General features: G+C 73.2%; 11 protein-coding genes and 2 pseudogenes. 8 read left to right on the forward strand and 5 right to left on the reverse strand.

What is annotated here, in order from left to right; genetic code table 11:
* The first annotated feature begins 42 nt into the window (after positions 1–42).
* The 7 genes from BX266_RS01060 to BX266_RS01095 all read left to right on the forward strand — a co-directional run bounded on the left by BX266_RS01060 (position 43) and on the right by BX266_RS01095 (position 6,154).
* Positions 43–972, forward strand: coding sequence for an LLM class flavin-dependent oxidoreductase (locus BX266_RS01060; protein ID WP_220659685.1), 930 nt, complete (start codon positions 43–45; stop codon positions 970–972).
* Positions 973–1,479: 507 nt separating this feature from the next.
* On the forward strand, positions 1,480–2,265 hold the full coding sequence (locus BX266_RS01070) for an ATP-grasp domain-containing protein (protein ID WP_099907237.1): 786 nt from the start codon (positions 1,480–1,482) through the stop codon (positions 2,263–2,265).
* A gap of 499 nt (positions 2,266–2,764) precedes the next feature.
* Positions 2,765–3,976, forward strand: coding sequence for a cytochrome P450 (locus BX266_RS01075; protein WP_099897047.1), 1,212 nt, complete (start codon positions 2,765–2,767; stop codon positions 3,974–3,976).
* Positions 3,973–4,209 carry a ferredoxin gene (locus tag BX266_RS01080; protein ID WP_099897048.1) on the forward strand — a complete coding sequence of 79 codons (237 nt, stop codon included), beginning with the start codon at positions 3,973–3,975 and terminating at the stop codon, positions 4,207–4,209. Before BX266_RS01075 ends, BX266_RS01080 begins: the two co-directional genes overlap by 4 nt.
* A 231-nt stretch (positions 4,210–4,440) precedes the next feature.
* Positions 4,441–4,923, forward strand: a complete 483-nt coding sequence (locus tag BX266_RS01085; RefSeq protein WP_259464474.1) for an SMI1/KNR4 family protein — start codon at positions 4,441–4,443, stop codon at positions 4,921–4,923.
* A 77-nt stretch (positions 4,924–5,000) separates the two neighbouring features.
* Positions 5,001–5,762 carry an SDR family NAD(P)-dependent oxidoreductase gene (locus tag BX266_RS01090; protein ID WP_099897050.1) on the forward strand — a complete coding sequence of 254 codons (762 nt, stop codon included), beginning with the start codon at positions 5,001–5,003 and terminating at the stop codon, positions 5,760–5,762.
* A 26-nt stretch (positions 5,763–5,788) separates the two neighbouring features.
* Entirely contained in the window at positions 5,789–6,154 is a 366-nt protein-coding gene (locus BX266_RS01095) for a MerR family transcriptional regulator (RefSeq protein WP_099897051.1), read from the forward strand.
* Between the two features lie 134 nt (positions 6,155–6,288).
* Here the strand turns inward: BX266_RS01095 and BX266_RS01100 are convergent, their stop codons facing one another.
* The 5 genes and pseudogenes from BX266_RS01100 to BX266_RS01115 form a co-directional block, all read right to left on the reverse strand.
* Complete coding sequence (locus BX266_RS01100) at positions 6,289–7,350, reverse strand: LacI family DNA-binding transcriptional regulator (RefSeq protein ID WP_099897052.1); 1,062 nt, start codon at positions 7,348–7,350, stop codon at positions 6,289–6,291.
* Between the two features lie 113 nt (positions 7,351–7,463).
* A complete protein-coding gene (locus tag BX266_RS01105; protein WP_099897053.1) occupies positions 7,464–8,024 on the reverse strand; it encodes a hypothetical protein in 561 nt (186 codons plus the stop codon).
* Positions 8,025–8,114: 90 nt separating this feature from the next.
* A pseudogene (locus BX266_RS41095) lies at positions 8,115–8,993 on the reverse strand (DUF1996 domain-containing protein); the annotation flags it as partial.
* Positions 8,994–9,044: 51 nt separating this feature from the next.
* A pseudogene (locus BX266_RS41100) lies at positions 9,045–9,515 on the reverse strand (discoidin domain-containing protein); the annotation flags it as partial.
* Positions 9,516–9,650: 135 nt separating this feature from the next.
* On the reverse strand, positions 9,651–13,097 hold the full coding sequence (locus tag BX266_RS01115) for a discoidin domain-containing protein (RefSeq protein ID WP_099897054.1): 3,447 nt from the start codon (positions 13,095–13,097) through the stop codon (positions 9,651–9,653).
* A 301-nt stretch (positions 13,098–13,398) separates the two neighbouring features.
* Here BX266_RS01115 and BX266_RS01120 point away from each other — a divergent pair, with 301 nt between their 5' ends.
* The gene (locus tag BX266_RS01120; RefSeq protein ID WP_099897055.1) at positions 13,399–14,697 is read left to right on the forward strand and encodes an ABC transporter substrate-binding protein; all 1,299 of its coding nucleotides are present in this window, start codon (positions 13,399–13,401) and stop codon (positions 14,695–14,697) included.
* Positions 14,698–14,786: the final 89 nt, after the last annotated feature.

A 14,786-nucleotide genomic window follows, 5' to 3' on the forward strand; every position in this document is an offset into this window, starting at 1 on the left:
CTCAATCGTCAGCCGTGCTGATGATTTGCTACGCTGATGGTTATGTCGCAACCCGCCTTTTCCGACGTCCGGTTCGGCCTCAAGACCACTCCCATGCGCGTCCCCTATCAGGAGATCCTGCGGGTCTGGGAGGAGGCTGACGAGTTGCCCGAGATCGCCGACGCCTGGCTGTGGGACCACCTGATGCCGATCGTCGGCCCGAAGGACGGCGAGGTGCTGGAGGGCTGGACCCTGCTCGCCGCCCTGGCCGCCCGCACCCGGCGGCTAAGGCTCGGCCTGCTGGTGACCAGCAACCGGCTCCGCCACCCGGCCCTGCTCGGCAAGATGGCCACCACCGTGGACGTCGTCTCCGGCGGCCGCCTGATCATGGGCCTCGGCGTCGGCGGCACCCACCAGCCCGCGGGGGCCGGCGGCATCGCGGGCGAGAACCCGGCCGCCGCCGAGTACGCCGGGTACGGGCTGAGCCTGGTCCCGCCCGCGGAGGGCCTGGCCCGGCTCAAGGAGACCGTCGAGGTCCTGCGCGGGATGTGGACCGGGGAGGCCTTCGACTACGCGGGCCGGTACGTCACCCTCACCGGCAACCACAACCGCCCGGCGCCGGTCCAGCAGGGCGGCCCGCCGCTGCTGATCGGCGGCTGGGGCGACCGCCTGCTGCGCCTGGCGGCCGAACACGCCGACATCTGGAACATCCCCGGCCCTCCGCACCATCCGGTCGCCCACCTGGTCGAGCGCGCCCGCGTCCTGGACGCCCACTGCGCCGCGATCGGCCGCGACCCGCGCGCGGTGACCCGCTCCGTGCAGTACATCGTCTCCTACGACGACCCAGCCGCCGACCGCGCGATCCTGACCGAACTCGTCGCGGCCGGCTTCACCCACCTGGTCCTCAGCCTCCGCGCCCCCTACCCGCCCGGCGCCGCCCGCCGACTGGTGGAGCAGATCGTCCGACCACTGCGGGCCGAGCTCGGCGGCTGACGCCACGTCATCACCCCTCCTCACCCTGCTGCGCGCGGACACCGTCGGCCTGCACACCGACACCGTCCGGCAGCTCCTCGGCCGCCCGCCCGGCACCTTCGCCGCCTGGTGCGCCCGCCACGCCGACGCCTTCCGCCCGAACGGCTCGACCGGCCTGCCGGACCCCGCGGGCGTGCCCGGGGACCGGGGCGGCGAGGCCCGGCCGGGCGACGGGACCCTGCCTGACGTCGACGTGCGGCGGTCGCACGAGGTCGGGCCGACGGTAGCTCTGCTCCGCGGTGGCGCTGCGACCTCGCGTCCCACGGGCAGGACCGCCCATGGCGCCTGACGGATCGTCACGGTCCCGATCGGGATCCGGCTGCCAGGGTCCCGGTCGACGGCGCTCCGCCCCGCCAGTCACCGAGGTGCGACCGCGGGCTCCACGGGCCCGACCCACCGGAGGCCGGAGCGCGCGGGCCCGGAAAACCCCGTCGCCCGGGCGCCCGCCCGCAGGGCATGATCGACGGCATGACCACCGCCACCCTGCTGCTCGCGCCCCGGATCAACGAGACCGGTCTGCAGTTGCGCACCGCGGCCGGGCGTCGCGGGCTGCGGGCGTTCACGGCCACGTCCTGGCGGGCCCCGGAGGAGTTGGCGGGGTCGCCGGTGCACCTGTACGGCGGGCCGCTGTTCGCGGACGCCGTGGGCCGGGCGCTCGGGCTCGGCCTGCTGGAGCCGGCGGCCGACTGGCTGGCTGCGCTGCCGCGCGACGTGACGCGGCGGCGGGTGGAGTCGACCACCCTCGCCGAAGCCCGCCGGCTGCGCCGCCCGGCGTTCGTGAAGGCCCCGGTGGACAAGCACTTCGCGGCCCGGGTGTACGCGGACGGCTCCGAACTGCCGGGCCCGGAGCTGCTGGACGGCGGGACGCCCGTGCTGGTGAGCGAGGTCGTGCGGTTCGCCTCGGAGCTCCGGCTGTTCGTGCTGGACGGCGCCGTCCGCGCGGCCTCGCGCTACGCCGTGGACGGCGGCCTCTCGGTCGGCGGCGGCGAGGACGAGGACGCCGAGGTGCGCGCCTTCGCCGCCGAGGTGCTGGCGGCCTCTGGCGCGCCGTTGCCGAGCGCCTCGGTGGTGGACGTCGGCCGGTCCGAGCGCGGCTGGGCGGTGGTGGAGGCCAACGCGGCCTGGGCCAGCGGCGGTTACGCCTGCGACCCGGACGCCGTGCTGGAGGTGGTGCTGCGCGCCGCCGGTCCGCTCGCCCAGCTCCCGCCGTCGGACCGGCCGTTCCTCCGCGAGCTGCCGGCCGTCGAGAACTGACGCCCCGCCGACCGCACCCCCCGATCCGGCATCGGCGATCCTGCCGCTACCCCGCCGAGGACGGCCGGGACGAGCAGCTCCCACCTCACCCGCCTCAACGAGCCGAACGGCGTCCCGCCCGGCGCCGATCACCCCCGAGTGGTGTGCGGCACGGGCCGGCCGGTCCGGGTGTCGGGCCAGGTCGCCTCCGCGGCGCAGGCGGCGCAGGCCGTGCAGGTGGTGGCGCCGTTCCTGCCGGAGGCGCTGATCGGGATCGAGGCGCCGGCCGTCGGGGCCGCCGTGCAGCGGCCCTCCCCGCCGCCCCCTGACGCCCTGTCCGACGTCCGCTCGTTCGACTGTTCTGACGTCGCGTCAATCTTCGGTTTTCGAACGTCAGTTGCCCTGTTCGGGGTGGCCGGTTTGCGTCCTACTCGGAAGGGCGCTGTGCCGCATACGGTCGGGGGGAGGGGCTGCCGGTCGGCAGCGCCCTGGACCTGCGGGTGTTCTGCCAGGAGGACCGATGACCACCGACGCGCACACCGATGCCCCCGACTCCCCGCCGCTGGTGCCGCTGCACTGCCTGCGGCACGCCGAGCCCGGCCCCCCGCGGCTGGCCGCGCTGCCGACCGGAACGCCGGTGTGGGTGCTGACCAGGCACGCGGACGTCCGCCAGGCGCTGGCCCACCCGGACCTCGGCCGGGCCTCGCTGTACGCGCCGGACGCGCCCCCGACCACGCTGACGCCGAACATCCTGGACGACCCGTCCTCGATCCTGAACAGCGACGGGCCCGACCACCAGGCGATCCGGCGCACCGTCCAGCGCGCTTTCACGCCACGGGCGATCGAGCGCTGGCGGCCCTGGGTGGACGACGTGGTACGGGAGTTGGTGGACCGGCTGGCCGCCTCCGGCTCGCCCGCGGAGGTGGTCGGGGCGCTCACCAAGCCGCTGCCCGTGCGGGTGATCAGCCGGCTGATGGAGCTGGAGGGCCTGGACATCGACCGGCTCGGCAGCTGGAGCGACCACGCGCTCTCCACCACCGCGTACACCGCGGAGGAGATCCGGACCGCGATCCGGGAGTTCGGCGAGTTCGGCTACCAGCTGGTTCTGGCCCGACGGAAGAACCCCGGTGAGGACCTGGTGAGTTCGCTGGTGCAGGCCGCCGACCAGACCGGCGGCATGACGGAGGCCCAGATCACCTCGCTCACCATCGGGCTGGTGATCGCCGGGCACGAGACCACCATGACCAGCTTCGGCAACGCGCTGGTGTACCTGCTCGACCCCGAGCGCGGCGAGACCTGGCGCCGGATCGGCCAGGACCTGTCGGCCGCCACCGCCGCCACCGAGCAGCTGCTGCGCACCATCCCGCTCGGCGACCGCACCACCGCGCCCGGCCAACTGCGCCGCGCCACCGCCGACCTGGAGATCGGCGGGGTGACGATTCCGGCGGGTGCGGTCGTCGCCGCCGACACCACCGCGGCCAACGCCGACCCGGAGGTCTACCCGCCGGGGCCGCTCGACCTGTTCGCGCCGCTCGGCACCCCGTCGCTCACCTTCGGCGCCGGACCGCACCACTGCCTGGGCGCCTGGCTGGCCCGGATGGAGCTCGAACTCGGCCTGCACCACCTCTCCCGGGTCCTGCCCGAACTGCGGCTCGCCGCCCCGGTCGAGGACATCGAGTGGCGCACCGGCCTGATCACCCGCAGCCCGCTCCGCCTGGCGGTGACCTGGTGAGCGACGACCCCCGCCTGGTGGTAACGGTCGACCAGGTGCGCTGCATCGGCAGCGGCCTGTGCGCCCGAACCGCCCCGCAGGACCTCCTGCTCGCCGCCAACGGCCGCGCCACGCCGGCCCGTTCATCGACCGAGGGCTCGCCGGAGCTGACCGAGGCCGCCGAGATGTGCCCGGTCGAGGCGATCGCCGTCCGCGACGCCGCCACCGGCGAACTGGTCGCCCCCGTCTGGTAGTCCTCCCCGCCCGGCAGGCAGCCGCACCCACGGGTGCCTGCCCGGCGGTCGGCCTCCGCGACGCGCCCGCCTCGGCCGAAGGCTCGCCCTCCTCGTCGCCTCGGCGCCGACCACCACCGCATCGCGCCTCTGCTGGATCGCCCGCCGCCGGAACTGACGGTGGGCGGGCCTAGGGTGGGGCGGGTGGACATTGATGCGACGCAGCCGCTTCCTGAGGCGTTGGCTGCTGCCATGGCGGAGCCGTTCGAGTTCGACGAGGAGGACAACGGGATCGACCTGGAGTCCTTCGACGGGTTCCTGACGGCGGAGGAGACCACCGAGTGGTTCCGGGCCTGGACGGGGAACGCGGCGGTGACGGGGAGTCAGTTCCGGGTCTTCGCGCAGGACGGGACGGGTGGGTACGCGGCGTTCTGGCTGGTGCGGGACGGGCGGGAGCTGGCGGACCAGCCGGTGGTGTTCCTCGGGTCCGAGGGCGAGACCGGGGTGGTGGCGCGGGATCTCGCCGATTTCCTCTGGCTGCTGGCGGGCGGACTGGGCCCGGGCGAGGCGGCCGACGAGTACCGCCGCTCCCCCGACCTGCCGGCGGACGGGACCCGCACGGCCGTCGCGGAGCGCTTCGCGCCCGAACGCCGCCGTCCGCCGCTGGAGATCGTCGAGTCGGCGGGCGCGGAGTTCCCCGGCTTCGAGGCGTTCGTCATGGAGCTGTGCGAGTAGCGGGACCCGTGCGGCGGGCGGACCTCCAGGGGCGCCGCTTGACCTTGCCACTGGCGGCAGGGTTGGACGATCGCGGTATGGACACCAGCAGCGCACCGCACAGCAGCAGGACCGTCGTCGTCACCGGGGCCGGCACCGGGATCGGCCGGGCCACCGCCCGGGCCTTCGCGGCCGAGGGTGCCCACGTGCTGGCCGTCGGCCGGCGGGCCGACCCGCTCCACGAGACCGCGGCCGGCCACGAGCGGATCGCCCCGCTGGTCGCGGACGTCACCGGCGCGGGGGAGCCCGAGCGGATCGTCCGCACCGCTCGGGAGCGGCACGGCCGGTTGGACGTGCTGGTCAACAACGCCGCCATCGTGCGCAGCGGTGCGCTCGGCGTCCTCACGCCCGAGACGATCGTTCCGCAGATCGCCACCAATCTGATCGCACCCGTCCTGCTGGCCCAGGCCGCGCTGCCGCTGCTTGAGGCGACCGGCGGGGTGATCGTCAATGTGAGCACCTCGGTGGGGCAGCGGGCCTGGCCCGGCAGCTCGGTCTACGCGGCGACCAAGACCGCGCTGGAGCTGCTGACCCGCAGCTGGGCGGTCGAGCTGGCGCCCCGCGGCATCCGCGTGGTCGCCGTGGCACCCGGCGCCGTCGACACCCCGATCGGCGAGCACCAGGGCCTGACGCCGGAACGGCGGGCCGCAGTACGGGAATGGCAGCTGGCCCACACCCCGCTGGGTCGGATCGGCCGGCCCGAGGAGGTCGCCTGGGCCATCACCGAACTCGCCTCACCGGCTGCGTCGTTCGTCACCGGGATCGTGCTCCCGGTCGACGGCGGGGCGGTCGTGGCGTGATAGGAGTGGCCTCGGAGGTGGGACGGGTGAGGATCGGCGAACTGGCCGCGGCGACCGGCGCGAGCCCGCGCGCGCTGCGGCACTACGAACAGGCCGGACTGATCCGCTCCGAGCGGGCCGCCAACGGCTACCGCGGGTACGACGCACGGACGGTGGTGCGGGTCCGCAATATCCGCCACCTGCTGGCCGCCGGGCTCACCCTCGACGACGTGCAGGTGTTCCTGCCCTGTCTGGACGGCGATGTCGCTGCCGCACCGCCCTCGGACAGGGGCCTGCGGGTCGCCCTGGACCGGCTGGCTGTCCTCAACGAGCGGATCGCTGCCCAGACCGAGGTCCGCGACCGGCTGGAGGCCGCACTCCGGCACCGGTCCGCGACCGACCGGCGGCCGTGACTCCGGATCGCGTCCCGGCCGGCTACGGGTGGCCGATCCCGGGTGCGGCCTCGATCAGGTCCGCGCGCGTGGTCACCGCGCGGTAGCGCGCCGCAGGCAAGTGGGCCACGCGATCGCACCGGTGTCGGGGCCGCTCATGCGGACTGCCGCTCGATCAGCGTCGGTTCGAAGAGGACGGTGGTGGCGGCCCGGCCGGGGCGGTTGAGGTGGTCGAGCAGGACGCGGGTCATCTCGGCGGCCATCTCCTCGACGGGCTGCCGCACGGTGGTGAGGTGGGGGCGGACGGCGGTCGCGGCGGAGGAGTCGTCGAAGCCGATCACGGCGACGTCCTCGGGGGTGCGGCGCTGGTGGTCGGCGAGGACGGCGAGCGCGCCTTGGGCCATCAGGTCGTTGGCGGCGAAGACGCCGTCCAGGTCCGGGTAGCGGCGCAGCAGCGAGGCCATCGCGCGTTCGCCGTCCTCGCGGGTGAAGTCGCCTTCGACGTGCGGGAGCTGGTGGATGCCGAAGTCGCCCATGGCCTCCCGGAAGCCGGACAGGCGGTCGCGGGCGGCGCGGACGCCGAGCGGGCCGGAGATCGCGGCGACGCGCCGGCGGTCGCGGGCGATCAGGTGGCTGGCGGCGAGCCGGCCGCCCTCGCGGTTGTCGAGGTCGACGCAGGACAGCGAGAGCGGCGTCGGGGGGCGGCCGAACAGGACGGTGGGGATGCCGGCGGCGAGCAGTTGGGCGGGGAGCGGGTCGCGGCTGTGGGTGGAGACCACCATCGCGCCGTCGGCGTTGCCCTGCCGCAGGTAGGTGAGGGCCTTGTCGCGGGCGTCGGCGCTGTCGGCGAGCATCAGCACGGGGTGCAGGTCGAGCGGGCGCAGGCCGGTGAAGACGCCGCTGACGACGCGTCCGAAGAACGGGTCGGCGAAGATCTCCGCGCCGACGTGGTTGTCGGGGCCTTCGGCGGCATCGCTGCCGGAGATCACCAGGGCGAGGGCGCCGGTGCGGCGGGTGACCAGGGAGCGGGCCGCGCTGTTGGGGACGTAGCCGGTGCGGGCGATGGCCTGCCGGACGGCTTCCTGGATGGCCGGGTCGACGTTGCGGACGCCGTTGATGACGCGGGAGACGGTGGCCCGGGAGACGCCCGCGACCCGGGCCACGTCCTCCAGGGTGGTGGAGCGGTTGGCGGCCGGCTTGAGGGCTTCGCTGCTCATGGGGCCCTTTATAGCACGGTCGGAGAGCGCTCTCCCAACCGAATCCGAAGGTCGGGCGGAAGTTACCGCTTCGACACCGGGCCGGGCCGCCGCACCGCTCGCACCACCGCGCATCAGGAGTGTTCCTCCCAGCAGATCATCACGGTGGTCGCGGTCATCACGGCGGCGTCGGCCCGGCTGCGCGCCGGCTTGCCGAAGGTCTCGGGCAGCTTGGCGACGTCGACGGTGAGCACGAAGCTGTCCTTGCGGACCACGGTGGTGCCGTCGGCGCGCCTGTAGGCGGCCTGCCCGAGCCCGTTCAGGTCGGTGACCGGGCCGGCGCTGCCGCGCAGTCCCTCGTACTGGGCGGTGGCGGTGGCGAGGTCGGGCAGTTCCTTCACCGACAGGGTCATGGTGCCGTCGGGGTAGCGGTAGTCGCAGCTGTAGACGTGCGAGACCCAGGTGGGGGCGAGCGGTTGGGCGATGTCGACGCCGAGGGCGCCGGCGAGTTCCTGCCGGAAGTAGGGGTTGCAGATCATCGAGGTGGCGTCCGACGGGCGGTCGGGGGCGCTGCTGGCGGCGGTGACCGACGGGGGCGCGGCGGCGGGCGGGGGCGGCGCGGCCGATCCGCAGCCGGCCAGGGTGGCGGCCAGGAGCGGGAGCAGCAGGCGCGAGGCGGCGCGGCGGGTCCTCATCGGTGGTCCTCCGGGTGTGGGGGTGCGGGCCGGCCCCGCCGCCGGGTGGGGCCTGGCGGCGGGGCCGGTCCTGCTACTGGGGGTGGTGGCTCAGGGCAGAAGGTACTGCTCGTTGAGCGCGGCACCCTTGGCGGGTTGGGTCTCGTCGTACCCGCGGGCGTTGCACTGCAGACCGCCGACGATGCAGTGGTTCACCAGGGCGGCCAGGGTCGGCGCGTCCCAGGCGTTGAAGAAGTCGTAGTGGAAGGAGAATCCCCGTCCGCTGGCGAGGTGGAGCTGGGCGAGGTGGTCCAGGTTGGCGGGGAACGCCATCTTGAACTCGATCATCGGCAGCGCGACCGGGTGGTCGGCCGGGCAGACGCCCTCGATCGGGTAGGCCATGTGGCTCTTGTGGTCGGGGGTGTCCAGGTACAGGCCGTTCCAGCAGCTGGGGGCCTGGAAGCGGATGTTGATCTGGCCGCCGCCGGGGCACTCGGTCGGCAGGTCGGAGGTGCGGTAGCTGTTGCCGCACTCCCAGCCGGCCACGTACCCGGGGTGGGTGGTGAAGTCGGTGGCGCTGTCGTTGGGGCTGGCGACGACGAACCGCAGGCCGGGCGGGAACGGCCGGACGGCGCTGTAGTCGTTGATGGCGCTCTTGTAGTAGATGGTCTGCAGGCCGACCGGGTCGACGGCGGTGGTGCCGTCGTACATGGTGGGCATCCAGTAGCCGGACTTGTCGCCGGGGGCGAGGCAGCTGGTGGTGGAGGCCTGCAGCGAGGCGAGCGTGGAGTTGGCGTTGGTGTTGGTGGCGCCCATGAAGGTGTGCATGTGGGAGGCGCCGGGCTTGCCGGGGTAGACGATCGGGTCGTCGGGGAGGTCGTGGGTGGCGGTGCAGTTCGCCTGGAACTCGTGGAAGTAGGCGTGCGCCGGGTTGCCGGTGGCGGGGGTGGCGCCGGTGACCTGCGGGTTGGCGAGGATGTAGCCGTCGCCGGGGGTGGTCACCTGCCCGTAGACCTTGAACTCCTCGACGGAGTAGCCGTACTGGGTGCCGCGCTTGGTCAGGTTGAGCCTGATGTAGCGTCCGCTGCCGTTGACGTCGAGCTGCTGGGTGCCGCCGGTCGCGGTGGTGGTGCTGTACAGCGTGGTCCAGTTGACGGCGTCGGTGCTGCTCTGGAGCTGGTAGCCGCTGGCGTACGCGGCTTCCCAGTCCAGTTCGACGTGGCTGACGGTGGCCTGCCCGCCGAGGTCGATCTGGATCCACTGGGGGTCGCTCCACGCGCTGGCCCAGCGGGTGGCGAGGTTGTTGTCGGCGACGGCCGCGGCGGGGAAGCTTGCGCTCTCCACGGACGAGGCGGTGACCGGCTTGGACTGGCTGATCAGCGGGTCGGCCGCCGCGGCGGCCTGCTGGGTGAGGACGCTGCCCGACAGCGCGCCGGCCGCGAGCACGGCGGCGACGGTGCCGGCGAGCGCGGTGCGGTGGGGTGCGCCGCGGGACAGGAAGCGGGGTTTCATCGGACCTCCTGCTGAGGAACGGATGGGTGGGGGCCCGGTGCCGCCGCGCTCCCTGCGGCGGCACCGGGGGTCTGTGGGGGGCGGGGGGCGTCCGGTCCGGTGGCACGGGCCGGACGCCCCCTCGCTGAGGAGCCGTCAGGCGTAGACGCCGAACTCGTACAGCGAGTCGCCGTAGGCGGTGCCGCGCTGGGTGATGGTGACCCTGACGTACCGTCCGTTGCCGTTGACGTCGACGTCGTCGATGCCGCCGGTGCCGGCCGCCTGGGTGTACACGGTGGTCCAGTTGGCGCCGTCGTTGGAGGTCTGCACCTGGTAGGCCTTGCCGTAGGCGGACTCCCAGCCCAGTTGGACGTGCTTGAACTGGGTGGCCTGGCCGAGGTCGACCTGGATCCACTGCGGGTCGGCCCATTCGCTGGCCCACCGGGTGGACCAGTTGCCGTCGGTGGCGTTGGTCGGCGGGTAGGGCGCGCCGTTGCCGACGGCCTGGTAGGTGGAGGCGGTGGTGGGCCTGCCCTTGGCGACGTTGGTGCCGCTGGGCGTGGGGGCGACGGTCCGGAAGGACCTGGACTCGATGCCGACGTTGCCGTGGCCGTCGAAGGCGTAGACGTAGACCTTCCAGACGCCGAGGGTCTTCGGCGCGGTGACGGTGAACTGGCCGTCGCCGGTCTGGGTGAAGCGGACCTGGCTGAAGCCGGTGCCGCCGTCCACGTACTTGGAGCTGTAGTACAGCTGGTAGCGGACCAGGTCGCCGTCGGGGTCGGTGGCGGGGGCGCTGACGGTGAAGGCGCCGCCGGCCGGGACGTCCGCGGTGCGGCTGAGCGTGACGCTGCCGGTCACCGGCGGGGTGTTGCCGGACTGCGCGCTGCCGCCGTAGGACTTGGCGACGGCGTAGTAGGCGGGCTGCTTCCAGCCGCCGGGGATCAAGTTGAACCAGGTGCCGCCGAAGTCGTTCTCGGTGCCGTAGTTGAACATGGTGGCGCCGAGCGAGACCCCGGTGTGGCCGGCGATGCAGTTCCAGGCGGAGGTGTAGCCGTCGCGCTTCTGGGTGTCGGTGGGCTGGGTGGGGACGCCGTTGGCGTCGCCCGGGACCTCCCACTCGCCCGCGTCACCGGACTCGGTGACGATGTAGGGCTTGGTGTAGCCGCCGCTGATCCAGTCCTGCTTGACGTTGCAGACCGCGCCGTAGGAGTTGACGGCCAGCAGGTCGAGGCTGGGGGTGTACTGCTTGTAGTACGTCCAGGCGCCGGTGTAGGCGTCGGTGGAGGTCACCGGGTGGTCGGGGTCGATGGCGTGGATCGCCTGCACGACCTGTTCGACGTACTGGGCGTAGGCGACGCGTTCCTGTTCCACGGTGGCGCCGTTGTAGGCGTGGTCCTGGGTGGTGAGGATGACCTCGTTGCCGACGTCCCACATCAGGGTGCCGGGGTGGTCCTTGTAGGTGGTCACCCACTGCTTGATGCTGTCCAGGGTGCTGGTCTTGTAGGCGGTGTCGTTGACGTAGTCGGCGCCCTGGTTGAGCCAGAAGCCGTTGACCACGCGCAGCCCGTACGCGGCGGCGGAGTCCAGCAGCGGCTTGCTGCCGGCGTCGGTGCCCCAGGTGCGGACGGTGTTGACGCCCATCGCCTTCAGGTCGCGCATGTGCGCGTCGGCGGTGGCCTGGGCGGGACCCCAGGTGACGCCCTTCAGCTGGTAGGGCTGGCCGTTGACGGTCAGCTTCCAGTTGCCCTGACTGCCCGTCACCTTGACGGTGCTCCGGCCGGTGGCGGCCGGCGGGTCGGCGAGCGGGGCGGGCGCGGCGCCGCTGGTGGTGGAGACGGTGACGGTGCCGATCGACAGCGCGCCGCCGGAGGTGGTGGCGGCGGTCGGGGTGGTGCAGCCGCACACGCTGTCCGGGAAGGAGCCGCCGATGCCGAGGTTGAACAGCAGCTTGAAACCGTGGTCGACGGCGGCCTGCCAGGTGGCGGTGCCGACCTGGGACTCGTTGACCTGCCAGATCTGCCGTCCGTCGAGGTACCAGCGGATCTGCTCGTCGCTGACGGTGCGGTCGATGATCTGGCTGTAGGTGTGGTAGTCGCTCTGGCAGCCGGGGCAGGAGGCGAGTCCGCTGGTCATGCCGTTGTACTCGTTGCAGTTGCCGCCGGGCGCCGTCCCGCAGTGCAGGGTGGCGGAGGTCTGGCTGCGGCCGTTGACGTTCTCCAGGATGTCGGTCTCGCCGGTGCCCGGCCAGCCGCCGCTGCGGTCGTTCGCGCCGATGGCGCGGAACGACGGCCAGTAGCCGGTGCCGTCGGCGACGCCGGGCTGCTTGATCTGCGCGGAGATCTGCAGCTGCCCGCCGGCGGGGGCGGCGAAGTCGCCGCGGACGCTCTCCACCCGGCCGGACGTCCACTTGCCCGAACCGTCGCGCACCGCGGTCAGGTTGAGGTGGCCGTTGCCGTCGATCACCGCGTTCGCGGCGGTGTCGGTCTGGATCTCGCCGGTGCCCCAGTTGGCGCTGCCGCCGGGCTCCGCCGTGCCGGTCCGGACGGTCCAGTTGGCGCTGTTCGGGGCGCTGCCGGCGCCGCCCGCGAAGTTGTCGCTGAACACGGTGGTCCAGTTGCCGGGCGGGGTGGTGCTCGGCGGCGGGGTGGTCGGCGTGCCGGTGGAGCCGCCGCTGCCGGTGAAGACCTGGAACTCCCAGACGGAGTAGCCGTATCCGGTGGCGCGCACGGTGCCGTTGAGGCGCACGTAGCGGGCGGTGCCGGCGAAGGACTGGGTCTCGGTGCCGCCCGCGCCGGTGGTGGTGGAGTACGCGGTGGTCCAGTTCGCGCCGTCGGTGGACAGCTGGATCTGGTACGACTTCGCGTACGCGGACTCCCACTTCACGGCGGTGCCGCAGACGGCCTGCGCGGAGCCGAGGTCGACCTGCAGCCACTGCGGGTCGGCGGCGGCGGAGGACCAGCGGGTGCCGGCGTCGCCGTCGACCGCGTTGGACGCCGGGGTGCCGTAGTTCTCGGTGCTGGAGGCGGTGGCGGTCCTGCCCTGGGCGGCGTTGGCGGTGCCGCAGCTCCCCGGGTCGGTGCCGCCGGTGGCGCCGTAGACCTGGAACTCCCAGAGCGAGTAGCCGTATCCGGTGGCCCGGGCGGTGCCGTTCATCCGGACGTAGCGGGCGGTGCCGGTCACGGTCACGTTCTCGGTGCCGCCGGCGCCGGTGGTGGTGGAGTAGGCGGTGGTCCAGTTCGCGCCGTCGGTGGACAGCTGGATCTGGTAGCCCTTCGCGTACGCGGCCTCCCACTGCAGGGTGACCGAGCTGAGCGCGGCGGGCGCGCCGAGGTCGACCTGCAGCCACTGCGGGTCGGAATTCGCCGAGGACCAGCGGGTTCCGGTGTTGCCGTCGACGGCGTTGGACGCGGGGGTGCCGTAGTTCTCGGTGCTGGACGCGGTCGCCGTCCTGCCCTGGGAGAGCAGGACGGGCGCGGCCTGGGCGCGGGTGGCGGGCAGCAGCAGGACCAGGGCCGCGACCAGCGCGGCGGCGAGGGCCGCGGCCAGGGCGCGGGTGGGGGACGCGGCGGGGCGTGGTGCGCGGGCCGGGGGTGGTGCGGGCATCGGGGCTCCCGATCGGGTGGGGTGGGGGCGGCACCGTCGAGGGCCGGTGCCCGGATCAGGGAGAGCGCTCTCTCACTCGCCAGTGATGGTTGCCCCGTTGTTTCATCCGTGTCAAGAGATGCGACTACTGGTTCGTTGTCGAAACTTCCCCAAACACCCAGGGATACAAGGATGTTCTCCAGTCCAACCCCTTGACGGGAGGTCGCCGGAGCGGCCAAGCTCCGGTTGCCGCCCCGGGAGAGCGCTCTCCAAGAATGCGCTGCCCGGTGCCCCACAGCCATCCCCCGCGAGGAGCCGATCCATGCCCGTTTCCCTGCCCCGCACCGGCCCGAGAGGCCGCCTGCTCGCCGGCGCCGCGCTGCTGGTGCTGGCCCTGACCGCCTGCTCCAGCGGCGGCGGATCCTCCGCCGAGGACGCGCCCGACGCCAAGATCACCCTGACCGTGAACCTGTTCTCCGACTTCGGCTACGCGGACCTGTACAAGCAGTACGAGCAGCTGCACCCGAACATCACCGTCAAGGAGAACCGCGCCGACCTGGGCGCGCACCACCAGAACCTGCACGCCCACCTGCTGGCCGGCTCGGGCACCGCCGACGTCGAGGCGATCGAGATCGGGCAGGTCGCCGGCTTCCAGCCGGACGCCGGCAAGTTCCTCAACTTCCTGGACTACGGCGTCTCCAAGGACCAGTGGGTGCCGTCGAAGACCGCGCCCGCCTCCAGCGCGGACGGCAAGGCGCTGTTCGGCCTGGGCACCGACATGGGCGGCATGGCGCTGTGCTACCGCTCCGACCTGTTCAAGGCCGCGGGCCTGCCCACCGACCGCGAGCAGGTCGCGGCGCTGATGAAGGACTGGCCGTCCTACCTGACCGCGGGCAAGCAGTTCCTGGCCAACAGCCCGAACAAGGACGTCCGCTGGTTCGACAGCGGCGGCAACCTGTTCAGCGCGGTGGTCGCGCAGGCCCCCGTGGGCTTCTACGACGCCTCCGGCAAGGTCGTGGTGACCGAGAACCCGGCCGTGAAGCAGTCCTTCGACCTGGTGGCCGGCGCGATCAAGGACGGCGAGTCGGCGGGCATCCAGGCGTTCACCCCGGCCTGGGACACCGGGTTCCAGAAGAGCCAGTTCGCCACCGTGGCCTGCCCGGCCTGGATGAGCTACGAGTTCAAGGGCAACCCGCCCGCCGACGGCGGGAAGTGGGACCTGACCCGGGTCCCGGGCGGCGGCGGCAACTGGGGCGGCTCGTACCTGACGGTGCCGAAGTCCGGCAAGCACACCAAGGCCGCCGCCGAGCTCGCCAAGTGGCTGACCGCCCCGGAGCAGGAGGCCAAGCTCTTCAAGGACAAGGGCTACTTCCCCTCCGACCAGGCGCTGTGGACCCAGCCCGACATCGCCGAGCACACCGACCCGCTGTTCAACAACGCCCCCACCGGCAAGATCTTCTCCCAGTCGGCGCGCGACCTGAACCCGCAGCCGCTGGGCGCGCACGGCGCGGAGATCGGCACCGCCCTCGGCAACGCGCTGACCGCGGTCGAGCAGGGCAAGACCGACGCGGACGGCGCCTGGAAGCAGGCCCTCAAGGACATCGACAACATCGTCGGCTGACCCCGGCCCCCGTACCGCGGTGCCGGTGCGTACCTGACGCCGCACCGGCACCGCGCCCCACCCGCCCCTCCTCCGCCCTGCCCCTGGGA

Origin of the sequence: Streptomyces sp. TLI_171, from assembly GCF_003610255.1 — a bacterium.
In the GTDB taxonomy this organism is placed as follows: domain Bacteria; phylum Actinomycetota; class Actinomycetes; order Streptomycetales; family Streptomycetaceae; genus Kitasatospora.